Here is a 23832-nt window from a genome sequence, read left to right as displayed (position 1 = left end):
TCAAACCTTACGAAACATCCCACTGACGAAAAGCGCCCCGCCCCAGCATTCTGTTGGGGCGGGGCTTTTTTGCCCATATCGCCTTTAGCGCTGGTCGCAAACGCTGGGGCGAATGTGGTTATTTTGGAGATACAACATGAACGATTTTACTCTGAATGCTGAAGCGCGTTCCGACCTGGGGAAAGGTGCGAGCCGCCGCCTGCGTCGTCTCGCAAGCCTGGTTCCAGCTGTAGTTTACGGTGGCGACAAAGCCCCTGAATCCATCAGCATGCTGGCCAAAGAAATCGCCAAACTGCTCGAAAACGATGCTGCTTACAGCCACGTTATCGAACTGAACGTTGGCGGCAAAAAGCAAAACGTGATCATCAAGGCTCTGCAACGTCACCCGGCCAAAGGCCACGTGCTGCACGCTGACTTTGTACGCGTTATTGCCGGTCAGAAACTGACCGCTATCGTTCCAGTTCACTTCGTTGGCGAAGAAGCTCCGGTCAAGAAAGGCGGCGAAGTCTCGCACGTCCTGAACGAAATCGAAGTGACTTGCCTGCCGAAAGACCTGCCTGAGTTCATCGAAGTCGACCTGTCGGCTCTGGAAATCGGCGCCATCATCCACCTGTCCGACCTCAAAGCCCCTAAAGGCGTTGAGTTTGTTGCACTGGCTCACGGTGATGACAAAGCTGTTGCAAACGTTCACGCTCCACGCGTTGCACCAGAAGCTGAAGAAGGCGCTGCAGAGTAATTCACTCTGTATTGCCGGAGCTTGAGGAAACATCGCGGACCGGAACGTAGCGAGAAAGCGGGCGATAACGCGGCGTTTACTCTTGAGTAAATGATCTTTTGTTGTCCACTTTCGCCGCACGCAGGTGTCGGCGATGTTACCCACAACTCCAAAGGAAGGGCCCCTGTCGTGACTGCCATTAAACTGATCGTTGGCCTGGGAAATCCAGGCGCCGAATACGAACAGACCCGGCATAACGCGGGGGCCCTTTTTGTTGAGCGCATCGCCCACGCGCAAGGTGTGAACCTTGTGGCCGATCGCAAGTATTTTGGCCTGACCGGGCGCTTCTCGCACCAGGGTCAGGATGTTCGTCTGCTGATTCCCACCACCTACATGAACCGCAGCGGCCAGGCTGTCGCGGCGCTTGCGGGCTTCTTCCGGATCAAACCCGAAGAAATCCTGGTGGCCCATGACGAACTGGACCTGCCACCCGGTGTTGCCAAGCTCAAGCTCGGCGGCGGGCATGGCGGGCACAACGGCCTGCGCGACATCATCGCGCAGTTGGGTAATCAGAATAATTTTTACCGTCTGCGGCTCGGCATTGGCCACCCAGGCGTTGCCAGTATGGTTTCAAATTTCGTCCTGGGTCGTGCGCCACGCGCCGAACAGGAAAAACTCGATGCCAGCATCGACTTTGCCCTCGGCGTGCTGCCGGATATCTTCGCCGGTGAATGGAACCGCGCGATGAAAAACCTGCACAGCCAGAAGGCCTGACTCTTACCGAGGGGAAACACCATGGGATTCAATTGCGGCATCGTCGGCCTGCCCAACGTCGGCAAATCCACTCTGTTCAACGCCCTGACCAAGTCCGGTATTGCGGCGGAGAACTTCCCCTTCTGCACCATCGAACCCAACAGCGGTATCGTGCCGATGCCGGATCCGCGTCTGGACGCGTTGGCGGCGATCGTCAATCCCAAGCGCATCCTGCCGACCACCATGGAGTTCGTCGACATCGCAGGCCTGGTGGCCGGTGCGTCGAAAGGTGAAGGCCTGGGTAACAAGTTTTTGGCCAACATCCGCGAAACCGATGCCATCGCCCACGTGGTCCGCTGCTTTGAAGACGAGAACGTGATTCACGTCTCCAACAGCGTTGACCCGAAACGCGACATCGAGATCATCGACCTCGAACTGATCTTCGCCGACCTGGACAGCTGCGAGAAGCAACTGCAAAAAGTTGCGCGTAACGCCAAAGGCGGCGACAAGGACGCAGTGGTCCAGAAAGGCCTGCTGGAGCAGTTGATCGCGCACTTCACCGAAGGCAAGCCGGCACGCAGCCTGATGAAGAACATGGGCGTCGACGAGAAAGCCGTGATCAAAGGCTTCCACCTGCTGACCACCAAGCCTGTGATGTACATCGCCAACGTCGCCGAAGACGGCTTCGAGAACAACCCGCTGCTCGACGTGGTCAAGGCCATCGCCGATGAGGAAGGCGCCATTGTGGTGCCGGTGTGCAACAAGATCGAAGCAGAAATCGCCGAGCTGGATGACGGCGAAGAAAAAGACATGTTCCTCGAGGCCCTGGGCCTGGAAGAGCCTGGCCTGAACCGCGTGATCCGCGCCGGTTACGAAATGCTCAACCTGCAGACCTACTTCACCGCCGGTGTCGAAGAAGTCCGCGCCTGGACCGTCAAGGTCGGCGCCACCGCACCACAGGCCGCCGGCGTGATCCACACCGACTTCGAAAAAGGCTTTATCCGCGCCGAAGTCATCGCCTACAACGACTTCATCCAGTACAAGGGTGAAGCCGGTACCAAGGAAGCCGGTAAATGGCGCTTGGAAGGCAAAGAGTACATCGTCAAGGATGGCGACGTGATGCACTTCCGCTTTAACGTATAAGCGCCATCTGCGGTTTTGCCGCAAACAAAAAGCCGATGCACTGCATCGGCTTTTTTGTGGGCGGTTGTTTGCCCGTCGGTAATTGCCATCTTGTTGTTTATTTGAAAACTTAAGATATTTCCTATTTATTGCGCAAACAGCAGCTCAACCGTTTCGAATGATGTTAAGCGACAAGTTAATGACTTTTCCTACGCATGCCTGGCTTACTCTTACCTGCATACTCGACGAGAAATCTTATACTTTACGCTCTGCCCAAGCACGTTCTGAATAACAGCCTTTTAATCGTAAATAATCACGAGAGTGGAGCACCCATCCGATGTCGGCCGCCGATCACGAAGAACGCGAAACCGATACGCCATTCATTGATGGCTCGGACATTGAAAATACGATCAATAGCACAGCGACACTTAATGTTGACATCTTGTTGCTCGGGGAAACCGGCACCGGCAAAGATACCCTGGCACAACGCGTGCATCGCCTGTCGGGCCGTCGAGGCAACTTTGTTGCTGTCAATTGCGCCGCCATCCCGGAAAGCCTCGCCGAAAGCCAATTGTTCGGCGTTAACAGTGGTGCTTATACCGGGGCTGTGCAGTCACGCGCAGGGTTTATCGAAGCGGCTCACCTGGGTACGTTGTATTTGGACGAAATCGACAGCATGCCGCTTTCGCTTCAAGCCAAGCTATTGCGAATGCTCGAATCACGCGGCGTTGAACGGCTCGGCTCAACACGCTTCATCCCGGTCGACATGCGCGTCATCGCATCCGCTCAACAATCGCTGCATGACATGGTTGAGCAAGGCAGCTTCAGGCGGGACCTGTATTTTCGCCTGAACGTGATCAACATCAAGCTGCCACCGCTGCGTGACAGACGTGAGCGCATCGTACCGTTGTTTCTGGAGATGATTAAACAAGAGGCAGAGCACTTCAACTGCACAGTCCCTCACCCCACCAGCGAACTGCTCCAGCAGTTGCTGTGCCATCCGTGGCGGGGCAATGTCCGCGAGCTACGCTCCACGGCCAAGCGTTTTGTCCTTGGGCTACCGCCTTTATCGGCATCGACTGGCCAACCTTTGGAACTGAGCCTGAAAGACCGTCTGCAGCGTATTGAGAAAACACTCATTGAAGAGTCTCTACATCGTCACACTTACAGCGTGGATTGTGTAGCGTCGGAGTTGGGGGTTGCCAAACGCACCCTCTATTATCGAATGAAGCAGCTGGGTGTTGCACTCAATGCATGCGCACCGTTTCAGGGAGCCCAGTAAGCCATGAAACACATTGAAACAAGTAACCATCAGCCGTTGGAACTGTTTCCACAGGCTTCGCCACTTAGTGTACGAGCGTCGATTATCGAATAATGATGTAGCACGATTAATCGAAAGGCTTATTGCAAATACCTACCAACTTATGAAACCAAAGGTGAAAGTATGAGTTCTCCAATCGGCGGCGGTGGCGGCATGAGCAGCAAAGAGCTTTTTGGTCAAATGAAAGCCCTGACTGAGGAAAAAAACAAAGAAACACTGGAAATGGCAAAGCTGGATAAAGACGCCTCGATTGCCAGTAAGTGGGGCCAGATAATTAACAAAGTACAATAAGTAGCACAGGCTTTCTCCTGTTTATTAACTCGAGAAAGCCTCCCTATTTTTCTGAGGGAGATGTATATGCGCACAACGCTTGGAAAAGAGCGGGAAATCTATTCAGGTGCCCCTGGGGTTCCCGCCGAAAGAAGCATCGATAGTGCCCACGACGCGCATTTCTTCAACGCGGCACTGGAGCAGAACATCACTTACCCGTCGGTTCCCCCCACCCCAGGAAACAGTCGGTCGCTGGTGGACCAATCAGAGCGGTTGAAATCCAACAACGAAAAAATCCCCAAGCTGCTGCGTGAATATTCCAAGACCCATAACGAGCTGAAAATTGCGAATGCCACACAGACCATTATTGAATCAAAAGAAATCCTCAACATCGGCGTCAAGGTCATAAAACACTGCGCTTCGTTCGTTGAGAAAGCCACTAACCTGCAATAGGTAAACCATGCGCCGCTGCCGCTTTATTCTCTTATGGCTCACCCTCTTATCGGTACTGAGCGGATGCGGTGAAAGCGTCGAACTGCACCGCAAGTTATCCGAGCAGGAAGCCAATGAGGTGATCGCTGAATTGGCAGACAAGCACATTCGGGCACAAAAACAGCTGGAGAAAGACGGCGTGGTCGTTCGCGTGCGCACAGCAGATATTGCTGCCGCCGTCCACACGCTTGCGGCCGCCGGGTTGCCAAAGACTGCACGGTCCACGTTGGGTGACGTCTTTCGCAAGGAAGGTGTCATTTCTACACCACTTGAGGAACGTGCCCGCTATATCTATGCGTTATCCCAGGAGCTGGAAGCGACCTTGTCCAATATCGACGGGGTTCTCGTGGCCAGGGTACACGTGGTATTGCCTGAGCGGGTCGCACCGGGAGAGCCGGTACAACCGGCCTCGGCATCGGTCTTCATCAAGCATGATCCACGGCTGGAACCTGACAGCCTGCTGCCGCGCATTCGGCGGATGGTCGCCAGTAGCATACCGGGCATGACAACGGCCCTTGCAAACTCGCAAAAATTGACCGTGATCTTCGTACCGGCTACCGCCTATAAGGAGAAGCAGCAACTCGCCTACTTCGGGCCATTTCTGATTAAGTCGGGTGATCTCGCTTTTTGGCACACCCTGCTTACATTATTCGTTATTGTCCTGATAGCGGGGTGCGCAGCTGCGGTGTTCTGGCTGAAAAAGGTGCGCGCAGCCCAACAAGCCGAGCCGAATGCAAATGACGCATGACAGCCTCACCTGGGCCAAGTGGTGGGCCTGCCCCTGGCTCGACTCGCCGCACGATTGGCCGCCCTTCCCCCCTTCATTGCCCTATTCGAAAACACTCTGCCAGAGCCAGCATGCGGCAATGGCAACGTCATTGGGAATTGACCCGTGTCTGCCTGTCGAACCGTCTGCAGCACTGTTGCAGCTGGTACTTGAACCTGCGCAACGCAGAGATCTCATCCTCGCGCTGGTCGGCGGTGTTTACCAGATCAAGACCCCCACGCCATTGAGCCAGGACCTGCAACTCTGGTGCGTACGCCTTTCAAAGGCACTGATGCCCAACACCCTGCAAATCAGCACGGAAGACCCCCTGCACTATTTACGCGCCTGGGTAGAACCCTCCGTATGGCAGCGGCTGCGTTTGAGCTTTGACCGCCACCGGGTGCTCGCCCTTGAGCAGACCCCTCAACTGGGTGATACCCACGACAAGCTCGAAACTATTTGGAAGGCCGCTATATGGCGCACCGGTGCGTCACACAATGAGCCGGTGTTTTCCTTTGCAGAGGAGTCCCAGGACGATGCTGTGCAAACGCACGATTGAGCTACGCAAGCCGCTTTCTTCACAAACCCGTTCGTTGATTCCTTTGGAAACTTTGGCGGACTGCGCACGCGATACTGAATTGTTAAACAGTGCCCGGGATCAGGCCGATGAAATCCTGCGCCAGACCCATTTGCAACGCGACCAATTGCTGCTGCAGGCACAACATGAGTTCTGGCAACGCGCCAATCGCCAATTGCACCTGTGGCACGCGCAACAGCAGGCGATCCTCGACAACATCGAACGCATCGCCACATCAGTCACCCACAGCGCAATTCGCAGTTTGCTCGAGGACACTACGACGACGCAGCGGGTGTCAGCCATGCTCAAGCAAATGCTCGTAGCCCAGGCCCCGGCGATCCGCGCAAAGTTGGTATGCAACCCACAGGATCAGGCCGATGTAGAGCATTGGCTGGCTCAACATACCGAGGCGCCCTGGCGCCTGCAGTGTGACGAGTCCATTGAGCCACAGGTGCTGATCCTGGAGGCGGAGGAAGGCAGCTTCCGTATCGACTGGGCATCTTCGATCAATGCGCTGTTGGTGCCTCACTCGGACTTTGCTTCTGAGGAATGAACTCGCCACCGACCTGCTGCATTTTTTTACCGAATATTTAAAAAATCGTGGAACGGATCCCAAGTGCAAACCACATAAAAATTACACGTTCAACGGAGATCAGCATATGAAACTCGACGCACGCGAGGGCGGGCAAATCTTCAGGGATTTAAGCAAAAACAACCGGCAGTTCGAACAGCTCGGTCAGGACGTGCCTGACGAATTATCTTCGAAAGAGTTTTCATCGCTGATGGGTGAGCACTTGAGGCTCAAACAAGACTTGATGCTACAGACAACGGCCGCCGGAGCGGTTCTCGGTCATCGGGCCGAGATGGGAAAAATCATTTTCAATGGGACCTGAGAGTTTCACCGCGCAGCTCACTCAGTGGCTGATGGGGACAGAGCAAGACATCACACTGCTGGAGGGCGACGACGCCATAACCCTGCGTCGTTACCCTCAGTGTTTTTTGCTATGCGCTCAACTTACCCATCAGCCACCGCCCACTCAATCAGCAATGGAAACATGGCTACGACTGGGTGGGGCAAGCCTTGCGCATTTTCAGGGAGCGCTTTCGGTCGAGCCCTCCACTGGGCAGCTCTGGCTACTTCAATGCGCCTGGCAAGAAGCCAATCAGGCGGCTCTTTTTAACCAACTCGAATCCCTCCTCAATCAGCGCGACACCTGGCGTTCCACGGCCAAGCGGCTGGCCGGAACGCCCCCAAGGCTTGGGCCCACTCCGCTGCGTGCGCAGTTTTATTAACTAGAGAACCCTGTATGAACAACCCCGTTTACAAGCGTTTACGCTTGTCTATCAGCTCGGCCTGTGCGCGATTCAAACACGCCGGTTGGCGTCTTCCAGTGGTTTTGACGTGCCTGCTGATGCCTCTGCAAAGCCTCCTTGCCGCCATTCCCTCGGAATGGCGAAACACGGCATATGCCTATGAGACCCAGTACAAGCCCGTGCGCGAAGTGCTTGAAGACTTCGCCCAGACCTTCGGCACCCAACTGCAAATCGAAGGCCTGCTGGAGGGCGTCGTCAATGGCAAAATACGCGCTAACACGCCCCAGTCCATGCTCGACAGGCTGGGAGTCGAACACCGCTTCCAGTGGTATCTGTACAACAACACCCTGTACATCAGCACACTGGATCAACAAGAGTCTGCACGGCTGGAGGTTTCGGCGGAATCGATCCCCGACCTCAAAAAGGCCCTGACCGATATCGGCCTGCTCGACAGCCGATTTGGCTGGGGTGAATTACTGGATGAGGGCGTCGTACTCGTCTCCGGCCCTAAACGCTATATCGAGCAGATCAAACAATTCAGCAGCCAGCGCAGATCCCCGGATGAAAAACAGAGCGTACTGACGTACCCGCTCAAGTACGCCAACGCGGCGGATCGCATCGTTGATTATCGCGGGGAGAAGCTGACCATCGCGGGGGTGGCCAGCGTGCTGCGTGGGTTGCTGGAGCCCCGTTCCTCCGCAGTCGCCAGCGCCACCCAATCTGCCGGCACGTCCTCACAGCCAGGCCTGATAACGCCTAACGTCCCGCGGCTGAACAATCCGCTGCTGGAGCAGATGTTCGCCAACCCGGGGAACTCAGATGCTCTTTCGACGGGCGCCTCACTTGGCCCCCGCGCCCCACGCCCTACCAGCCGAATCCGGGTTGAAGCCGACGTGCGCAATAACGCAATTCTGATCTACGACCTGCCTGAGCGCCAAACGATGTACCGCGAGTTGATCACCCAACTCGACGTTGCGCGCAAGCTGGTGGAGATCGACGCAATCATCCTCGACATCGAACGCACAAAGTTGCAAGAGTTCGGGATTGAATGGGGTTTTCAAAACAGCCGTTGGCGCGGCGGTGTCAATGTGGCGCCGGGCACGACCTCTCAGTTGTCGATTGGCAACCCAGGGCGCTTCTACGCGCACATACGTGCCCTGGAAGCCCAAGGGCTGGCAACCCTGGTCTCCAACCCTTCGGTGCTCACCCTGGAAAACCAGCCGGCGGTCATCGACTTCAACCGTACGCGGTACCTGACGGCCGGGCGGGACAACCCAAGCATTTTACCCGTGACCGTCGGCACCAGCTTTCAGGTGGTGCCACGGGTGATCACCAGCCGTGGTGGCCACCAGATCCATTTGGTGGTGGATATTGAAGACGGTAACTTCGACGACTCCCGCACAGAGCCCAATGACCTCGATGTTCGTCGCGGCAAGGTCAGTACCCAGGCCGTGATGGCGGAAAAGCGCTCACTGGTGGTCGGTGGCTTCCATGTCACAGACAACAAGGACAAAAAAAGCAAGGTGCCGCTGCTGGGCGATATTCCGTTGCTGGGCAAGGCATTGTTCTCCTCGACAGAACGACAGAACAGTCGACGCGAGCGGCTGTTCATCCTCACCCCACGGGTCATCGGCGACCAGTCTGACCCTTCGCGTTACTTGCCTCAGGAGGACCAGGCCCAGTTGCAGGCAGCCCTCAAACCCCTGGCGCGCCGGCAAGCCGCCCATCAGCCGCCCATAAACCGCAGCGATATCACCAGCGCCCTGGCGCACCTGGTCAGCGGCGAAGTGCCCGACGGCTTCAAGGCAGGGCCAATGCCTCTGCAGTTGAACACCCTGTGCGCCACGCGCGATCTGTTGGCGCTCAACAGCGAGCGCAGCCAGTGGTACACCGGCCCACACTTCAATGTGGCGGTGGTAGTCCTGCGCAACCAGATCAAACGCAACGTGCGCATCGATGAAAAAGAATGCAGTAACTCACAAACGCTGGCGGTCACTGTCTGGCCGCGCGCCTGGCTCAAGCCGGGTGAAGAAGCTGAAGTGTTTATTGCCATGCGGCCCGTCGTGAAAGATGAACACATCGGCGTACCCCGCCCTTCCCTCCTCACCGCCCCCTTGAAGACCAAGCCATGAAGCACGCAATCTTGAGCATTATCCTGATCGGCGCAGCACTCAGCGCCGCGGGTTGCACGCCAACCTGCAAGGGCGACTCCTGCACGCGCCCGCAATCGAGCCGTGACAAAATGGTGGTCTGGTGGCCGCCAGAGATGCGCGTAGACTCCGGCCCCTCTGGGGAGCGGGCAGACCACCAGACCATTTCCCTGGAACGATGAGCCTCACGACACAGCCTGACGATGCACCGCATCGTCAGGCTTTTTTGGCCGACGTGCGCAGTGGCGTTGCGGCTCACCTGCAGCTGCTCCCTGGTATCCACCTGTGTACGCTGCAAGCCGGCACCCGCCCGGGGTTGGCCTTGCAGGTGGCGCGCGAAGCGCTGCAAGCCGGGCAGGTGCAACGGGCACTGGAACGACGTTTTGAACAAGCCGTGAGGTATGACGGCTGCTTTGTCTATCTCGATGCGCAGGGCAATTTGCTCATCTGGCGCCCGCTGCCAGCTCAACACGACGCGCTTGATAGTGCCATCAGCCGCCTGCTGTCACTGGCCAACCTTGATGCATTGGATGCTCACGCCACGCGTTGATCAGCGCTGTTCCAACTCGGGCAATTCCAGGGTTTCACGCTTGGCCTCATCATCCAACTCACGCAAGGTGCGGTAGATCAGCGCGACGGCCTGCAGGGTTTCACGGGGGATACTGGCACCCAGCTTATGGGTGTAGAGCGTGCGGGCCAGCCATACACACTGGATGACCGGCACGTCAGCCGCTTTAGCCCTTTTGATCAGCTCACGCGCGTCGCCATCCGTGCCTTTGTCCACCAGCAAAGGCAGCGGCGTCGTGCCGGGGCGGTAATACAACGCGACGGCAAAGTGCGTTGGGTTGACCACCAGCATGTCGGACTCTTCCAGCTTGGGCAGCTTGACCTTCGGCTCTTCCTGAGCCAATTGCTGCGCCAGCGAACGGCGTTGGCCCTTCACATGGGGGTCGCCCTCCATGTCCTTGTATTCCTTGACGACTTCGACCTGGGTCATGCGCATGCGCTTGGCAAAGAAGTGCTTCTGCAGCGTCAGGTCGATAAGTGCCAGCACCAGCAACAGGCCCAGGCACGCATGCAGCAGGTCGCGAAACAGCTCGATCAGCGCCAGGATATAGGAGGGCAGGTCGCTGTTGGCCAAATTGATCAAAGCCCCAAGGGAGGGACCGATCACCGAGTACAACACCACACCTATCAGCACGGCCTTGGCGACCCCCATCAGCAGGTTCATCAGCGACTGCGCGGAGAACATCTGCTTGAGCTGATTAAGGGGGTTAAGACGCTTGAAATCCAACTTCAGAATTTCTGGCGCGAACAGCAAGCCGAACTGCATCCAGCTGCTGATCAGCTTGACGGCGATCGCCACTGAAGCCATCAGCAACGCAAAGGAAAAAAACACCACCATGGCGTCGAGCAGCACTTCTTCCAAGGCTGCCACAAAGGGACGGCTGAGGCGCGATATCGGCAACAGCAGCATTTCCTGAAACCGCTGCAGGCTGCGGTCAGCGGTCCATAGCGCGATCTCGCTGATGGCCGTCAGCACCATAAGCTTGCCGACATCCTGGCTTTGGGCAACCTGGCCTTTCTTGCGTTGATCACGCAGTTTCTTGGCACTGGCCGGGTGTTTTTTCTCACCGGAATCACTCATGGCATCCCCACCTTGAACATCAACCCAAGGGCGTGCCTGAGTTCTGTCAGCAGGCTTAAGCGGCCGACGATCAGGTCCTGCAACAATTCAAAGTACAACAGCAAAATGCCAATACCCGCCAGGCATTTGACCGGCGGAGCCAGCGTACTCACCTGCAACTGCGGGCTATAAAGCCCCAACAGTGCAATGCCAAACTCCAGCAACAGCAGTACCGCAATAAAAGGTGCGGCGTAGAGCATCATGTGGGTGAACGTGTCGCCGAGCAGGTTGAGAAACACGCCAAACCCATTGGCATGCGGAAGTGGAAACCATACGGTTGGCGGCCAGATCGAGTAACTGTCCCAGATCACCTGCGTCAGTGCCCCAAGCCCCAGGGTGGCCATCAACAAAAAAATCGTCAGTTCCTTGAACAAATGCCCGATGGGTGTCGCATCCGGACCAAGCGAAGGGTTGAGCTGACCACCGGCCAAGGCTCCCCGCTGGTTATCCAGCAGTGCCCCCACCGCCTCGAACAACCAGAACGGCATCGACAGTAATACGCCCAGCAAGGTCCCCAGGGCCGCCTCCTTGAGCACTAACGCGCTGAGCATCAGCGTAGAGAATTCCTGGTCGGCGAAGGTTGCATGGATGCCCGGTGCAGGCAGCAGCGCCAGTGCCGCCACAATGGTATGACGCGGCATGCCACGGATATGTTGAAAACAAAACGCCGCGACCAGGAAGGCACACGGGTAGATTCGCGCCATGCCGATCAACAGGCTGGGCAGGTAGTCAAAATACTGCAGCACAGGCAAGACCTCAGTTCAGCGCGGAGCGAGAGATCATCTCGAATGTCAGATTGATCAGTTGAATCAACTCCACACCGATCCAGCGCCCCGTCATAACCAGCGTGATCCCCACTGCCACCAGCTTTATGCCAAACGGCAAGGTCTGGTCCTGTACCTGCATCAGCGCCTGTACAAGAGAGGTCAGTACACCGACTACCACCGCCACAATCAACGGCGGTGCCGACAACACTACGACCAGTAGCATGCCCTGCTTGAACAGCACGATCGGTTCCATACGCCACTCAGAGATAAGAAAAGAAGAGGCTGTCGAGCAGCCGTGACCACCCGGAAACCATCACGAACAACAACAGTTTGAGCGGCAGAGAAATGGTCATCGGCGAGACCATTTGCATGCCCAGTGCCAGGAGCAAATTGGAGACAATCAGGTCGATCACAATGAACGGAATATAGATGAGGAAGCCGATCTCGAACCCTGCCTGCAATTGCGACAGCACAAAGGCAGGCACCAACAGAATCAGGTCTTCTCGCTGAACTTCCTGGGCCATGGCTGCCGGCCATAGGCGCCCAGTGTTCTCCAGCAAGTGCGTCAACACATCCGGGTCAATATTGCGCAGCATGAATTCGCGCAAGGGTTTGATCGCCTCCCCGCCGGTGTGCAGGGCCATCTGCACACTGCTCAAATCCAGCGGCGATACCTTGATGGTTTCGGCGATCTCGTAACCCACCGGCGCCATGATGAACAGCGTCGCCGCCAGTGCGATGCCATTGATGGCCATGCTGGGGGGTACTTGCTGCACGCCTATCGCGTTGCGGGTAATCATCAGCACAATGACAATTTTCAAAAACGCCGTACACACAATCAACAGCATGGGCATCAGCGACAATGCCCCCAGGAAGAGTGCAAGTACGAAGGGGTCTATGCCCTGAATGCTCATCGAGAAAAAACCACTCGCGTCACCTGCAGGCCCAGGCGCCCATCCACTTCCACCAACTGCCCCTGGCCGATCGGCCGATCTCCGTAATAGAGGCCGGCCATTCCCGGCGCATAACCGGTTATACCTAATACTGAACCCTCAACCAGATTGCGCAGCTCGCCCAGCGTCAGGTTCAGCATTCCACAACGCACGCTTAACGCCATGCTCAAGTCATCGAACGGTTCGTGCCCGAATACTTCCGCCACAGGTTCATCTTCCGGCTCAGCGTAATAGGATGCTGAAAAGTCCTCGTCCACACTCGTGTCCTCTATAGAAGTCAGGGTCAGGCACAGCGGCCCGGTTTCATCGTCAATGCAGCCGTGCAGGCGCTGCCTGCCAACCTGCACGTAGCCATTGCCCTGGGCTTGAAAAAAAGCCTGTTCGAGCACCAGCACATCACCCACCCGCAGGCTGCGCACGTGTGCGATGGGTAGCTGCACGGTCCCAAGGGGCACGGCAATTGCCAATTTGAACTGCGCCGGCATCGGCGCGGCGATAGAGCGCCAAGGTGCGGCCTCACACATCGCCAGAAAGCTCTGGTGGGCCAGCCACATGTAGCCCACGACCCGAGAGTCCCCCAATGTCACGCTGAATCGGCAGCCGAAACCCACTGGACGCGCAGTCACCCGCAATCGCATATAGCCAAACAGCGCTTTCACTTGGGGGCTAAGGTGGTGTTCAAACAGCGCCCAGAACCACGAGTGAGGGTCGTTTCCAGCCTTGGCCAATGGCACAGGGCATTCACCCAGCAGGCTTAACAAAGGCCCCGCCTCAGCGAACGCCAGCACGCCGAGGGCGGTTTCAAAGCACAGTGCTTCCCCGCCAACAGGCGTACGCCCGGGCTCGATCAGCAACTCACCCTCTTGCCCTGCCACCTGAAACGGCAAACGCAGCCCGCGCCCCAGCCTGCGGCGCGCAGCCACCGTGTCTTGCTTGACTACAGGCAACGCCAAAAAGGGCACCTTCATCACGAACGGTCACCTGGCAGGTACAACCTGACCGTTTGCCCCAAGGCTTGCGTACACCGTTCCTGGCACTGCTGCCGCACGCCACGCAGCCAATGGTTGGTGGCATCGTCTTGCGCATCCAACTCTATGGCCCAGGCGTTCTGATCACGGTGTACCAAGGCGTTGATCCGGCCTTGGCGTGGCAAGCACAGCACGAACTGCAGCGGCCACTGCGCACCCGCCTGAATAGGTGCCACTAATTGCTCGATCAACACATCGGCCCTGGCTGCCTCGACTGAGGCCTTGATATCCAGGCGCAAATGCCCAAAACGTTTCTCTGCAGCACCGCCTGCAAGCAGATGCGCAAACAGTCGCCCTTGCTCCAAGGGAACGTAGCCGCCAACGCCAGGCTCGCGTTCCTGCCGTAGCTCACGCGTGCGGCGGTGCTCAGGCGTGGTATTTGAAACCTGTGTCATAGCGAATCCTGAGCGAGTAAATTGGACAGTTCCTGAAGTTTTTCGACCTGGCGCAAACATTCCGTGGCGTGTTTCTGGGCACTGTCCACCTGGATGTCCCTGTCCTTGTGCTGCGCTTGCAGTGCCTGCACCTGGCCTTCGTCCCGCTGAGTGCTTGCCGACAACGACCGTTCTTGTACTCCCCAGGACTTCAGCGCTTTGAGCGTCAGCACCTGGCCCTGATGCTGGCTGAGCAACTGCGCACTTTGCCGAACCTCCTCCTGACGGGTTTGCTCAAGGGTTTGCTGGGCATCCTGGATATGTGCCAGCAGGGTTTGCCGCGCTCGTTTGGCCTCACGCAAGGCCCGTTCAGCACGGTCGGCCCGATGACGGCGCAGGCGCCGCAGGGTCTCGATTTCAGCCATCGACACGTCAGAATGGGACATAGGCCGTCAGCTCCTTGAGTTGTTCCAGTGTTGCCGCCATCGGCGAGGGTTCACGCAAATCCTGGCGCAGGAAACTGTCCACTGCGCTGCGGCTGTCTACCGCCAAGTCGGTCAATGCATCGCTACCCGGCTGGTACTCGCCCAGCTTGAGCATCAGCTCGATCTGCTGGTACGCCGATAACAGCCGTCGTAGCGCCGTGCCGGCCTGGATATCCCCAGGCTCGGCGACGTTACTCAAGATCCTCGAAAGACTGGCCAATACGTCCACTGCCGGATAGTGCCCACGCTCGGCCAGCTTGCGAGACAGCACGATATGGCCGTCCAGCAGCGAGCGCACTTCATCGGCCACCGGGTCGCTCATGGAGTCCTGCTCGATCAGCACCGTATAGATCGCCGTGATCACACCTTCGCGCGTCAACCCGGCGCGCTCGACCAACCGCGGCAACAGGCTGTATACCGAAGGTGGCAGGCCACCACGGCCCAGAGGCTCGCCGGCGGCGAGGCCAATTTCACGCTGGGCCCTGGCGAACCGCGTGAGGGAATCGATCAAAAGCAGCACGCGCTTGCCCTGGCGTCGGAAGCCTTCGGCCAAGGCTGTCGCCGTGAAGGCTGCGCGTGCCCGCTCCATGCTCGAACGATCAGACGTGGCACACACCAATACTGCTTTGGCGCGCAGTTGATCATCGAGCTCATGATCAAGAAACTCGCGCAGTTCTCGGCCTCGTTCGCCGATCAGGCCGAACACAATCACGTCACACTCAACGTTACGGGCAATCTCCGCCAGCAGCGTAGTCTTGCCGCAGCCAGCCCCGGCAAACAGGCCGACGCGCTGCCCCTCCCCCAGCGTCAACAGACCATCGATCGAACGCACACCGGTGGCCAGCGCGCGGTTGATGCGCGGCCTTTCGGTGGGCAACGGCGCTTCGCACAAGACCGCACTGGTATCCGGCGAGTCGACCAGCGCAAAAGCGCTGGCGCCTTCTCCGGTAATTGGCCGCCCAAATCCATCCAGCACCTGGCCCAGCAACTTCTCGCTGACCTGTACCTGATGGGAGATGCCCAAGCGCTCTACGCTGGCCCCCACGCGCACACCTTCCAGGTTACCCAGCGCACTGAGTACCGCGTCCTGCTGGTCGAAACCGATAATCTCGGCGAGCATGTAATCGCCCTGCTTTTCCACCTGGCACAAGTCGCCTATGCGTGCCTGAGGCAGTCGACATTGCAATAACATGCCGTTCACACGCTGCACGCGCCCGCGCATCGTCACAGGCGCAAAACCTGCCAGCGTCCGGGTCTGTTGCCGTTGCCATGTGTCGAGGCGCGCCTGCAAGTCCGTAATCACCAGCGCACCTCATAGCGCTGCGCACCCTCGAAAACCACCTTGCTGTTGTCAATCATCACCAGGCGCAAGTCGTCCACTTGGTCGCCCACAAACAGTCGGGTGCCATCCTCCAGTACGACGTGACCGTTCGCCCCTCCAATGATCTGAACGATCTTGAACGGCAGCTCGTTGTCGTGCGCACGCACTCGGCTGATCACTGGCACCACGCTGTCGAACTGCTCACCGAAACGGCCGAGCATGCGTGTCACCAACGCCAGATCCTCCTCGGAAACATCGCCGTTAAGCGCAACCTGGCCATTGATGACCTGCAAACTGACCCGCTGGATCAAATCACGCTCACTGAGCATATTCAGCAACTGCTGGCGCACCTCGAACGGTGAGGCCAATTCGACTTTCTGCGGCACTGCCGGCATCAGCGAGGCCTGGGGATCACGCTCCCCGGTGGAAGCGATGCCCGCCAACATGATGATGACTGCAACCACCAGCACCACACTGATCAAGCGCTTTTGCTGCGCGTGTCCAAGGGCCGACAATTTGAACGTCCGGGGCGCTTCTTTGGCCATAACCGTGGCTGACGTTGCCGGGGCGGGCGTTTCTGGCCAGGGCTGATCGGCCAAGGCGACATACAGCCGAATGGCGCCCATACCAAATTGTTCGCCCAACTCCAGAGGCGTGATCTGCGCCACTACCTGCCCTTTTTCACCCTGCAACAACCCCGCCTGGGCCTGCACCGACCATGTGGAACCGACCAGCCGCAACAACGCATGCTGCTCGGCGATCCCCGGATCACTCAGCACCAAGTCAGCCTCAGCATGAGCACCGATGCTCCACTGCTCACCGAACAGCGGCAGCGCAGCGCCTTGGTGCAGACCATCGAGAACACGCAGCTCGAACATTATTGGTCGCTCCGCTGTGCTGAAACCGGCGCAGTCTTCATGCCGCCGTACCACGCATCAGATCGGTCTGGCCGAGATCAAATCGGCCCAATACTTTCACCTTTGAGGTGCTTCCCAATTCGGCAAATGACATCACGGGTACATGGTTGAACTCTTCGAGCAAAAGAGTGCGCAAGGGGCTGCGCAAATCCTGCGCAACCAGCATCACGCTCTTGGTTTTGGGGCGAGTCACGAAGGCTTGGTTGAGCAGGTTGATCAGTGACGCGCTGCTGTCATTATCAAGGGCGAAGAACACCCCGGTCTGAGTCTGGCGCAGCGATTCGCGCAGCACGTTTTCGGTCTGTGGAGACAGTAGCCACGCATGCAGGCCGTCGTCCTCACTGTACTGGTGGAAAATCTGCGATTTGAGCGCAATACGCGCATAGTCCGCCAAAGCGTCCGGCTCTCGTTCATGCTGGCCGTATTCAATCAGCGACTCAACAATCAACCTCACGGCACGCAGCGGTACCCCTTCGCCAGCCAAGCGTTGCAGGACAGCCGAGAAACGCGACAGCGGCATGATTCGCTGTAGCTCCTGCACCAGTTCCGGCTGGTTGTGCTCAAGCCAGCTGAGAATCGACTTGCTCTCCTGGATCCCCAGGAACTGGGGACCGGAAAGCATCATCGCCTGCTTCATGCGCTCGACGATCAGGTTCGTCGAAGTGAAGCGCTCAAGCGTGGGATCATCAAGCAGAGGATCATCTGGCGCCAACCACACCCAATCCTGCTCTTCGCGCTCAACCAGGCCCGGTATCGCGTGCTCCGGTACCTGCGCCAAGGCTGTACGCTCCACGGCCACCTGCTTAACGACCGAAGCCTTGATCATCGGCACTTCGTGTACGCAGAAGCGCATTTCGTCGTCTGCCAACGAGTCGTCGAGTTCGACTTCGAACGGCGGCAGCGTCAGCCCGATATTCGCAACGAGTGCATTTCGGGTTTGACGAAGGCCATGAACCAGATCAACCACCTCAGGCGTTCCACGCAATACGGGAGAAAACTGCAGGAGATAGGGGCGAGACGGGTCAAACCCGCGCAAGTCCTCTTCACCGTTTTCTTCCGGGCGCACGGCCTGCTTGACCTCGGCCGCGGGAGCCTCTTGCCGTTGACGCTGACGAGCAAGGTAATAGCCCAGGGAGCCCGTCATCAGTGAGATAAGAATAAATACCAGGGTCGGCATACCGGGCAACGCCGCAAACGCGAGCATGCCCACCGACGCAATCATCCAGCTCTTGGGTTCGCTGGTCATCTGACGAGCGATTTCTGCGCCCATGTTAGTGACGCCCCGGCGCCCGTCCGGCGCGGCGCGGGTGATGATCATCCCCGCCGTCAGCGAGATCAGCAGCGCGGGGATCTGTGCAATCAAACCATCACCGATGGTCAGCACCGAATACAACGCAATGGATTCGCTGGCGCTCATGCCATGCTGGAACATACCCGTGGAAAAGCCACCCAACAGGTTGATCAGCACGATCACCAGACCTGCAACAGCATCGCCCTTGACGAACTTCATGGCGCCGTCCATCGCCCCGAACAGCTGGCTCTCGCGGGACAACTGATCGCGCTTGTCCCGCGCCTGATTGCCGTCGATCAGCCCTGCACGCAAGTCGCTGTCGATAGACATTTGCTTGCCAGGCATCGCGTCCAGGCTGAAGCGTGCGGCCACTTCGGCAACCCGCTCGGAACCCTTGGTGATGACCAGAAAGTTGACCAGGGTGAGGATCATGAAGATCACCAATCCTACCGCCAGGTTGCCACCCACCACAAAGTTGCCGAACGCCTCGACGATGTCGCCGGCATCCTGCTCCAGCAGGATCAACCGCGTGGTCGCAATCGACAGTGCCAGACGAAACATCGTGGTGAGCAACAGAATCGAGGGGAACGACGAAAACGCCAAAGGCCCGGGCAGGTAAAGCGCCAGAACGATCAACAAGCAGGCAATACAGATGTTGAGCGCGATGAGGATATCCACCAGCCAGGTCGGCAGCGGCACGATGAAGATAAAGACAATGGCCAGTACCACTACAGCACCAAGGACTTCAGCACGTTGTGCGACCTTGAGCAGCCAGTGGTTGATAAACGCCAGCGCCGTCACATCAACGCCCTCGGCTCAGCCTGGCCCTTCTCCAGGCGCGTGAACTCATCCATCACGAGCAGGAAGTTATGCAAAGCCTCCTCGCGCCCACGCGAATCGCGCCATAAGGCCGCAGGCAAACCCTTGATCACGGGATAGAGCGCATTGAGCGAGGCCAACTGGCGAGCCGCCGCATCCCCAGCCAATTCATCCGCCAGCAGTTGAACCTCGGAGGGGGCAATGCCATTGCCGGCATAACCCAATAGACGCTGCAACAGGTCAACGGCGTCGTGTTCAACGTTCAAACGTTGAACCAGTTCTTGGCAATTAGACAGTACCCCGCCCAACTGACCACAGCTCTGTAACCCCAACAAAAGCGTGCGCAATTTAGCGGTGGGAATCGATGAAACGTACGCCGCAATATCATCCGCCAGCGCCCGGCGCATGAGATTGAGCCCGACCTCAAACTGCTCGCCACCGTACTCTTTCAAAAGCGCCTGCATCATGCTGGCCAGGGATTGGCGCAATACCACATTGGCGTAGTAGAGCGTACGTATTGCCTGGCATTGCGCAGGATCATCACTGCCTGACTGCAAGGCCAGGGCAATATTGAGGCCCGCCTGGATCTCCCTCTTGTACTGAATCTCCAGCTTGGCCAGCGCAGCACGTGCCAGCGCTGCCTCGCTTTTGACTTGCGCGTCACGCGTCGACGCTGCCTGGGTCTGGCGCACGAGTGCTTCGGCTTGCGCCGTCAGCTGACGAAGCACGACATAGGTACGTGCAGGGTCTCCACCCGTGAGGTCGACTAACTTTTCGAGACTCTGCTGGCGCTCCAGATACTGCCTGGCCACGATGACCATCTTTGCCAGGCTTTTCTGGGCGGGATGGCCGAGTCGATCATAGATCTGCGCGAGCTGCTCGACAGGTGTGACAGGCCCGCTAATGGCGCGTCGGGTCAACGCGGTGCTGTGAGCGGCGGCTTCCTGGCTGAAAATACCGGCGAGCGCATCCAGACCTGGCGCGACATCCGGCGATCGGGCCGGGGCGACCTTCTCGGCAACGGACGGCTCCAGGCGCTGGATTCGGTTCAGATCGGGGTTGAATTCGACTTTCATGGGCATGCCAGGACAGGGAGTTTGTGTCTCTATGTGGCAACCCCGAGCCATACAGTTCCATCAAAACCACAAACGCTCTCTGCTTTGAAAATACCCGCACAAAATCACCTGCCGCTTTGCAAATACCTGCGCAAAATCACACTATTTCAATATATTTATATATATAAATCAGCAAGTTAAGCGATTTTTTCATTTGGCACAGCCAGTGCTAAAGGGTTCACGTCGAACTTATTTCGATAGCGTCTACCCTGAGGAAAAAATCGTGAATATCCCTATTGAAGCTTTAGCGCAGCTTGTCGGCGACTCGCCTCAATTCATGCTCCAACTGACGGACGACCAGCAGAAAAAACTCCGGCGTTTTATTCATAAACGCGTACTCAACCCCGAAGACGCTGACGATATCCTGCAACTGACCTACCTGGAGGCTTGGCGCAACCGAGAGCGGTTTAGTGGCCAGGCCACCCTCAGTACCTGGATGTGCGGCATTGCGCAGAATCTGGTGCGCAACCATTTCCGGCGCCTGTATGCCAAACCGGTGCATTGCGAATTCGATGAATCGTTGTGGCATGGTCAAGAGGAAAACAAGAATCTGGATTGGGAATTCGAGATCAACCGCCGACTGGAGAATACCTTGAGCGCCATCGATCACTTACCGGCGGAAATGCGCAAGACGCTCTACGCTTCGTTGGAAACCGATGGTAGTTACCAAGACACCGCCGACGTGCTGGACATCCCTATCGGCACCGTTCGCTCACGCCTGTCACGTGCGCGCGAACACTTGAAACGCGTCACGCACAAACCGTCGCAACCGTAAGCTGGCCCTGGGGGGCAAGCGTTGGGCGGCAGGGATATCTGCCCAACCGAACTACACTTTTTTCGTACGCTGAAATCGGATCACAAGCCGCGCCTGATGGCACCTTGGAGATCATCCTCAAATGGCCTGCAGCGCCACACCCTTGCGACCACGCATTCAATACAGTCAGCACAACACCGCAAAGCCCATGTGGGAGCAAGCCCCACCTTGGATCTTCGTGGTTGAAATACCCGTATTCGCCACACCACTCGTCGCCGTTTGGCCTTATTCTGTTTAAACAGTTGAAAGCGTAGATAAATTTTTAAAATAAACGCTTGACGCATATGCGTTCTACGCGAATAATGCGCGCCACTTGGCTACGTAGCTCAGTTGGTTAGAGCATAGCATTCATAATGCTGGGGTCCGGGGTTCAAGTCCCTGCGTAGCCACCAAGTACTAAAAACGGCTTACCGAAAGGTAGGCCGTTTTTTTATGCCTGCAGAAAAGCCCTCAGGCATACTCGCCCCCAACCACAAGGAGGCGATACGTGAACCCCCTCTTCCCCACCAATGGCATCACCACCGAACGGCTGACACTGCACGCCGCTCACCCTCGTCACGCCTTGGCCTTGCAAGCGCACCTGGTGCAAAACCGCGCCTACCTTCAACCCTGGGAGCCGGCTCGCGATGATGGCTTCTTCGAACTTAGCGCCATTACCCAGCGCCTCGAAGCCATGGCCGAGAAAACCGCCAACGGTGAAGCCTTGCATCTGCTGATACTGCGCGACCGCCGGATAATCGGCAGCTGCAACTTCAACAACATCGTGCGCGGCGCGTTCGAGGCCTGCCATCTTGGCTACGCACTTGATGAAACGGCCCAAGGCCAAGGGTTGATGCGCCAGGCACTGAGCGCTGCGATTGACTATGTGTTCGCTGAGATGAAACTGCATCGAATCATGGCCAACTACAGGCCGGAAAACCAACGCAGTGCACGCCTGCTTGAGCGGTTGGGCTTTGAGCGAGAGGGGTACGCGCGGGCCTACTTGAAGATCAATGGCGCGTGGGCGGACCATGTATTGACGTCGCTGATCAACCCCGTGAACGGTGACGCATGAGCCTCAGCGTATTCGCAATCATCATGCTGGGCGCCGCCCTTCACGCCACCTGGAATGCGGTGGTCAAAGGCGGCGTCGACAAGCTGCTGACTACCTGCATGATCGCCTCCGCCGCTTCTTTGATTGCGCTGGCGGCCATCCCGTTTCTGGCGCTGCCGGCCAGAGAAAGCTGGCCCTTCATCGGCGCATCGGTGGTATTGCAGGTGCTGTATTTCGTGCTGGTGGCCTCGACCTACCGCATTGCCGACATGAGCCAGACCTACCCGATCATGCGCGGCACGGCGCCGCTGCTGGTGGCGCTGGTCAGTGTGCTGGTGTTGCACGAGCCGCTGTCGGCATATGCCTGGCTTGGCATTGGCGTGATCTGCCTGGGTATCTTGAGCATGGCCGCAGCGCCCTCGGCCGGGCATAACAAAGGGCTGGTGCTGGCGCTGATAAACGCTCTGGTGATCGCCGGCTATACGCTGATCGATGGCCTTGGCGTGCGCAAGTCCGGCGCACCCGCGGCTTACACGCTGTGGATATTTTTGCTGACGGGCATCCCGCTTGCCGCGTGGGGTTTAGCCGCCCGGCGTGCAGCGTTCTGTCACTGCGTCGCCCACCACTGGCGGCTTGGCGCCGTCGGGGGCGCAGGCACTGTGGCGTCATACGGTCTGGCGCTGTGGGCGATGACACACGCCCCTATCGCGACGGTTTCGGCCTTGCGTGAGACCTCAATCCTGTTCGGCGTAGTGATTTCGGCCTGGGTGCTCAAAGAGCATCTCACGCGGACTCGCATCATTGCCGCCGGCATGATTGCCGTCGGGGCGATGGTGTTGCGCCTGGGCTGACCAGGACACATGCGCACAAAAAAACTGAGGATCTGTACTTTGACGCTCCAGGTAACCCGCTGCTAGTGTCCTGCTTCCCTACATGGAGCACCTGTGATGAAACTGGATATCTATCAAGTCGACGCGTTCAGCCAACAGGTGTTCGGTGGTAACCCCGCGGCCGTGTGCCCGCTGACCGAGTGGTTGCCCACCGAGCAACTGCACCACATCGCCGCCGAAAACAACCTTTCGGAAACCGCCTTTTTCGTGCCCCGTGGCGAGATCTATGAGTTGCGCTGGCTCACCCCCGAAGTCGAAGTGGACCTGTGTGGCCATGCGACATTGGCTGCCGCCTGGGTGTTGATTCACAAGCTGCCGAATGCGCCTGAAGTCTTGCGCTTTGCCACCCGCAGCGGTGAGCTTCGTGTGACGCGCAATGGCGACGAACTGGCAATGGACTTCCCGGCCAAACAGCCCGAGCGTTGCGAGCCGCCAGCCGGCCTGTTGAGCGCGCTGGGGCTCGAACACGCCGAGGTGTATGCCACTGATGACTATATCGTTCTCGTTGAAGACGAAGCCCAGGTCGCGGCCCTCGCGCCAGATTTTGCACGCCTCAAGGGCCTGCCCAAACGCGGGATAGCCGTGACAGCCAAAAGTACACGCTTTGATTTTATTTCCCGTTGGTTTGGCCCGAACGTGGGCGTCAATGAAGACCCGGTGACCGGCTCGGCCCACACCTCGCTGGCGCCGTTCTGGGCCGAGCGCCTGGGCAAGTCGCAGTTGAGCGCCGAACAGGGCGGTAAGCGCCGTGGGCAACTGCGGTGTGAACTCAATGGCGACCGCGTGATCATTTCAGGCCATGCCGCACTCTACCTGCAAGGCACGATTTACCTGTAAAAAGGACCACCCAAGGACAAC

Annotated in this window: 28 protein-coding genes and 1 tRNA gene; 18 read left to right on the top strand and 11 right to left on the bottom strand. The window is 57.9% G+C overall.

Features of this window, described 5'->3' with window-relative positions; all coding sequences use genetic code 11:
* Positions 1–136 precede the first annotated feature (136 nt).
* From AOA59_RS27345 to AOA59_RS27285, 13 genes are all read left to right on the top strand, one after another.
* A complete protein-coding gene (locus tag AOA59_RS27345; RefSeq protein WP_065929657.1) occupies positions 137–736 on the top strand; it encodes a 50S ribosomal protein L25/general stress protein Ctc in 600 nt (199 codons plus the stop codon).
* Positions 737–904: 168 nt separating this feature from the next.
* Positions 905–1489 carry an aminoacyl-tRNA hydrolase gene (gene pth / locus AOA59_RS27340; RefSeq protein WP_010213318.1) on the top strand — a complete coding sequence of 195 codons (585 nt, stop codon included), beginning with the start codon at positions 905–907 and terminating at the stop codon, positions 1487–1489.
* Positions 1490–1510: 21 nt separating this feature from the next.
* Positions 1511–2611: a redox-regulated ATPase YchF gene (gene ychF / locus AOA59_RS27335; protein WP_017137643.1), complete on the top strand. Its 1101-nt coding sequence runs from the start codon at positions 1511–1513 to the stop codon at positions 2609–2611.
* A 316-nt stretch (positions 2612–2927) separates the two neighbouring features.
* Positions 2928–3872 (top strand): sigma 54-interacting transcriptional regulator, encoded by a 945-nt coding sequence (locus AOA59_RS27330; RefSeq protein ID WP_065929660.1) that lies wholly within the window; start codon positions 2928–2930, stop codon positions 3870–3872.
* 162 nt (positions 3873–4034) lie between these two features.
* On the top strand, positions 4035–4202 hold the full coding sequence (locus AOA59_RS32490; protein ID WP_158235269.1) for a hypothetical protein: 168 nt from the start codon (positions 4035–4037) through the stop codon (positions 4200–4202).
* A 66-nt stretch (positions 4203–4268) separates the two neighbouring features.
* Positions 4269–4634, top strand: coding sequence for a hypothetical protein (locus tag AOA59_RS32145; RefSeq protein ID WP_141722750.1), 366 nt, complete (start codon positions 4269–4271; stop codon positions 4632–4634).
* A gap of 7 nt (positions 4635–4641) precedes the next feature.
* Positions 4642–5421: a type III secretion system inner membrane ring lipoprotein SctJ gene (gene sctJ, locus AOA59_RS27320; RefSeq protein WP_065929662.1), complete on the top strand. Its 780-nt coding sequence runs from the start codon at positions 4642–4644 to the stop codon at positions 5419–5421.
* Positions 5411–5998 (top strand): type III secretion protein, encoded by a 588-nt coding sequence (locus AOA59_RS32740; RefSeq protein ID WP_178076306.1) that lies wholly within the window; start codon positions 5411–5413, stop codon positions 5996–5998. Before sctJ ends, AOA59_RS32740 begins: the two co-directional genes overlap by 11 nt.
* Positions 5976–6569 (top strand): type III secretion system stator protein SctL, encoded by a 594-nt coding sequence (gene sctL, locus AOA59_RS27310; protein WP_065929663.1) that lies wholly within the window; start codon positions 5976–5978, stop codon positions 6567–6569. The genes AOA59_RS32740 and sctL overlap by 23 nt, the downstream gene beginning before the upstream one ends.
* Positions 6570–6675: 106 nt before the next feature.
* On the top strand, positions 6676–6909 hold the full coding sequence (locus AOA59_RS27305; RefSeq protein ID WP_065929664.1) for a hypothetical protein: 234 nt from the start codon (positions 6676–6678) through the stop codon (positions 6907–6909).
* A gap of 414 nt (positions 6910–7323) precedes the next feature.
* Positions 7324–9462: a type III secretion system outer membrane ring subunit SctC gene (gene sctC / locus AOA59_RS27295; protein WP_099489706.1), complete on the top strand. Its 2139-nt coding sequence runs from the start codon at positions 7324–7326 to the stop codon at positions 9460–9462.
* Positions 9459–9662 carry an HrpT family type III secretion system protein gene (hrpT, locus tag AOA59_RS27290; protein ID WP_065929667.1) on the top strand — a complete coding sequence of 68 codons (204 nt, stop codon included), beginning with the start codon at positions 9459–9461 and terminating at the stop codon, positions 9660–9662. Before sctC ends, hrpT begins: the two co-directional genes overlap by 4 nt.
* Complete coding sequence (locus AOA59_RS27285; protein ID WP_065929668.1) at positions 9659–10030, top strand: transcriptional regulator; 372 nt, start codon at positions 9659–9661, stop codon at positions 10028–10030. Before hrpT ends, AOA59_RS27285 begins: the two co-directional genes overlap by 4 nt.
* Here the strand turns inward: AOA59_RS27285 and sctU are convergent, their stop codons facing one another.
* Genes sctU through AOA59_RS27230 form a run of 11 tightly spaced genes read right to left on the bottom strand, consistent with a single transcriptional unit; the run spans position 10031 to position 20198 of the window.
* Entirely contained in the window at positions 10031–11128 is a 1098-nt protein-coding gene (gene sctU, locus AOA59_RS27280) for a type III secretion system export apparatus subunit SctU (protein WP_099489705.1), read from the bottom strand.
* Entirely contained in the window at positions 11125–11913 is a 789-nt protein-coding gene (gene sctT / locus AOA59_RS27275) for a type III secretion system export apparatus subunit SctT (protein ID WP_065929670.1), read from the bottom strand. Before sctT ends, sctU begins: the two co-directional genes overlap by 4 nt.
* 10 nt (positions 11914–11923) lie before the next feature.
* On the bottom strand, positions 11924–12187 hold the full coding sequence (gene sctS / locus AOA59_RS27270; RefSeq protein ID WP_065929671.1) for a type III secretion system export apparatus subunit SctS: 264 nt from the start codon (positions 12185–12187) through the stop codon (positions 11924–11926).
* Between the two features lie 7 nt (positions 12188–12194).
* Complete coding sequence (sctR, locus tag AOA59_RS27265) at positions 12195–12848, bottom strand: type III secretion system export apparatus subunit SctR (RefSeq protein WP_099489704.1); 654 nt, start codon at positions 12846–12848, stop codon at positions 12195–12197.
* Positions 12845–13855 (bottom strand): FliM/FliN family flagellar motor switch protein, encoded by a 1011-nt coding sequence (locus tag AOA59_RS27260; RefSeq protein ID WP_068931442.1) that lies wholly within the window; start codon positions 13853–13855, stop codon positions 12845–12847. Before AOA59_RS27260 ends, sctR begins: the two co-directional genes overlap by 4 nt.
* Positions 13855–14310: a type III secretion system HrpP C-terminal domain-containing protein gene (locus AOA59_RS27255; RefSeq protein WP_099489703.1), complete on the bottom strand. Its 456-nt coding sequence runs from the start codon at positions 14308–14310 to the stop codon at positions 13855–13857. Before AOA59_RS27255 ends, AOA59_RS27260 begins: the two co-directional genes overlap by 1 nt.
* On the bottom strand, positions 14307–14735 hold the full coding sequence (locus AOA59_RS27250; protein WP_099489702.1) for a YscO family type III secretion system apparatus protein: 429 nt from the start codon (positions 14733–14735) through the stop codon (positions 14307–14309). The genes AOA59_RS27255 and AOA59_RS27250 overlap by 4 nt, the downstream gene beginning before the upstream one ends.
* Positions 14722–16077, bottom strand: coding sequence for a FliI/YscN family ATPase (locus tag AOA59_RS27245; protein WP_065929676.1), 1356 nt, complete (start codon positions 16075–16077; stop codon positions 14722–14724). The genes AOA59_RS27250 and AOA59_RS27245 overlap by 14 nt, the downstream gene beginning before the upstream one ends.
* A complete protein-coding gene (locus AOA59_RS27240; RefSeq protein WP_065929677.1) occupies positions 16074–16973 on the bottom strand; it encodes an FHA domain-containing protein in 900 nt (299 codons plus the stop codon). The genes AOA59_RS27245 and AOA59_RS27240 overlap by 4 nt, the downstream gene beginning before the upstream one ends.
* Positions 16974–17010: 37 nt before the next feature.
* Positions 17011–19104 (bottom strand): type III secretion system export apparatus subunit SctV, encoded by a 2094-nt coding sequence (gene sctV / locus AOA59_RS27235; RefSeq protein ID WP_065929678.1) that lies wholly within the window; start codon positions 19102–19104, stop codon positions 17011–17013.
* Positions 19101–20198 carry a TyeA family type III secretion system gatekeeper subunit gene (locus AOA59_RS27230; protein WP_065929719.1) on the bottom strand — a complete coding sequence of 366 codons (1098 nt, stop codon included), beginning with the start codon at positions 20196–20198 and terminating at the stop codon, positions 19101–19103. Before AOA59_RS27230 ends, sctV begins: the two co-directional genes overlap by 4 nt.
* A 262-nt stretch (positions 20199–20460) precedes the next feature.
* Between AOA59_RS27230 and AOA59_RS27225 the strand changes: the two genes are divergently transcribed.
* The 5 genes from AOA59_RS27225 (at position 20461) to AOA59_RS27205 (ending at position 23811) form a co-directional block, all read left to right on the top strand.
* Positions 20461–21012 (top strand): RNA polymerase sigma factor, encoded by a 552-nt coding sequence (locus tag AOA59_RS27225; protein WP_065929679.1) that lies wholly within the window; start codon positions 20461–20463, stop codon positions 21010–21012.
* A gap of 354 nt (positions 21013–21366) precedes the next feature.
* A tRNA-Met gene (locus tag AOA59_RS27220) sits at positions 21367–21443 on the top strand.
* Between the two features lie 95 nt (positions 21444–21538).
* Positions 21539–22105 carry a ribosomal protein S5-alanine N-acetyltransferase gene (gene rimJ / locus AOA59_RS27215; protein ID WP_178076305.1) on the top strand — a complete coding sequence of 189 codons (567 nt, stop codon included), beginning with the start codon at positions 21539–21541 and terminating at the stop codon, positions 22103–22105.
* The gene (locus tag AOA59_RS27210; RefSeq protein WP_099489701.1) at positions 22102–22935 is read left to right on the top strand and encodes an EamA family transporter; all 834 of its coding nucleotides are present in this window, start codon (positions 22102–22104) and stop codon (positions 22933–22935) included. The genes rimJ and AOA59_RS27210 overlap by 4 nt, the downstream gene beginning before the upstream one ends.
* 96 nt (positions 22936–23031) lie before the next feature.
* Positions 23032–23811 carry a PhzF family phenazine biosynthesis protein gene (locus AOA59_RS27205; RefSeq protein WP_099489700.1) on the top strand — a complete coding sequence of 260 codons (780 nt, stop codon included), beginning with the start codon at positions 23032–23034 and terminating at the stop codon, positions 23809–23811.
* The last annotated feature ends 21 nt before the right edge of the window (positions 23812–23832 follow it).

This window comes from Pseudomonas sp. 2822-15 (assembly GCF_002742515.1).
GTDB classification, from domain to species: domain Bacteria; phylum Pseudomonadota; class Gammaproteobacteria; order Pseudomonadales; family Pseudomonadaceae; genus Aquipseudomonas; species Aquipseudomonas salomonii.
The sequence above is the reverse complement of the archived record's forward strand: the minus strand, read 5'-3'. Positions and strand labels throughout refer to the sequence as shown.

Excerpts from the sequence above, each read along its gene's own strand:
- AOA59_RS27210 (WP_099489701.1), top strand. The coding sequence starts at position 22,102 with ATGAGCCTCAGCGTATTCGCAATCATCATGCTGGGCGCCGCCCTTCAC.
- hrpT (WP_065929667.1), top strand. The coding sequence starts at position 9,459 with ATGAAGCACGCAATCTTGAGCATTATCCTGATCGGCGCAGCACTCAGC.
- AOA59_RS27330 (WP_065929660.1), top strand. The coding sequence starts at position 2,928 with ATGTCGGCCGCCGATCACGAAGAACGCGAAACCGATACGCCATTCATT.
- AOA59_RS27205 (WP_099489700.1), top strand. The coding sequence starts at position 23,032 with ATGAAACTGGATATCTATCAAGTCGACGCGTTCAGCCAACAGGTGTTC.
- sctC (WP_099489706.1), top strand. The coding sequence starts at position 7,324 with ATGAACAACCCCGTTTACAAGCGTTTACGCTTGTCTATCAGCTCGGCC.
- AOA59_RS27305 (WP_065929664.1), top strand. The coding sequence starts at position 6,676 with ATGAAACTCGACGCACGCGAGGGCGGGCAAATCTTCAGGGATTTAAGC.
- AOA59_RS27345 (WP_065929657.1), top strand. The coding sequence starts at position 137 with ATGAACGATTTTACTCTGAATGCTGAAGCGCGTTCCGACCTGGGGAAA.
- sctR (WP_099489704.1), bottom strand. The coding sequence starts at position 12,848 with ATGAGCATTCAGGGCATAGACCCCTTCGTACTTGCACTCTTCCTGGGG.
- AOA59_RS27230 (WP_065929719.1), bottom strand. The coding sequence starts at position 20,198 with ATGAAAGTCGAATTCAACCCCGATCTGAACCGAATCCAGCGCCTGGAG.
- sctJ (WP_065929662.1), top strand. The coding sequence starts at position 4,642 with ATGCGCCGCTGCCGCTTTATTCTCTTATGGCTCACCCTCTTATCGGTA.
- AOA59_RS32490 (WP_158235269.1), top strand. The coding sequence starts at position 4,035 with ATGAGTTCTCCAATCGGCGGCGGTGGCGGCATGAGCAGCAAAGAGCTT.
- AOA59_RS27240 (WP_065929677.1), bottom strand. The coding sequence starts at position 16,973 with ATGTTCGAGCTGCGTGTTCTCGATGGTCTGCACCAAGGCGCTGCGCTG.
- AOA59_RS27250 (WP_099489702.1), bottom strand. The coding sequence starts at position 14,735 with ATGTCCCATTCTGACGTGTCGATGGCTGAAATCGAGACCCTGCGGCGC.
- ychF (WP_017137643.1), top strand. The coding sequence starts at position 1,511 with ATGGGATTCAATTGCGGCATCGTCGGCCTGCCCAACGTCGGCAAATCC.
- sctU (WP_099489705.1), bottom strand. The coding sequence starts at position 11,128 with ATGAGTGATTCCGGTGAGAAAAAACACCCGGCCAGTGCCAAGAAACTG.
- sctS (WP_065929671.1), bottom strand. The coding sequence starts at position 12,187 with ATGGAACCGATCGTGCTGTTCAAGCAGGGCATGCTACTGGTCGTAGTG.
- AOA59_RS27260 (WP_068931442.1), bottom strand. The coding sequence starts at position 13,855 with ATGAAGGTGCCCTTTTTGGCGTTGCCTGTAGTCAAGCAAGACACGGTG.
- AOA59_RS27255 (WP_099489703.1), bottom strand. The coding sequence starts at position 14,310 with ATGACACAGGTTTCAAATACCACGCCTGAGCACCGCCGCACGCGTGAG.
- sctL (WP_065929663.1), top strand. The coding sequence starts at position 5,976 with ATGCTGTGCAAACGCACGATTGAGCTACGCAAGCCGCTTTCTTCACAA.
- AOA59_RS32145 (WP_141722750.1), top strand. The coding sequence starts at position 4,269 with ATGCGCACAACGCTTGGAAAAGAGCGGGAAATCTATTCAGGTGCCCCT.
- AOA59_RS32740 (WP_178076306.1), top strand. The coding sequence starts at position 5,411 with ATGACGCATGACAGCCTCACCTGGGCCAAGTGGTGGGCCTGCCCCTGG.
- AOA59_RS27285 (WP_065929668.1), top strand. The coding sequence starts at position 9,659 with ATGAGCCTCACGACACAGCCTGACGATGCACCGCATCGTCAGGCTTTT.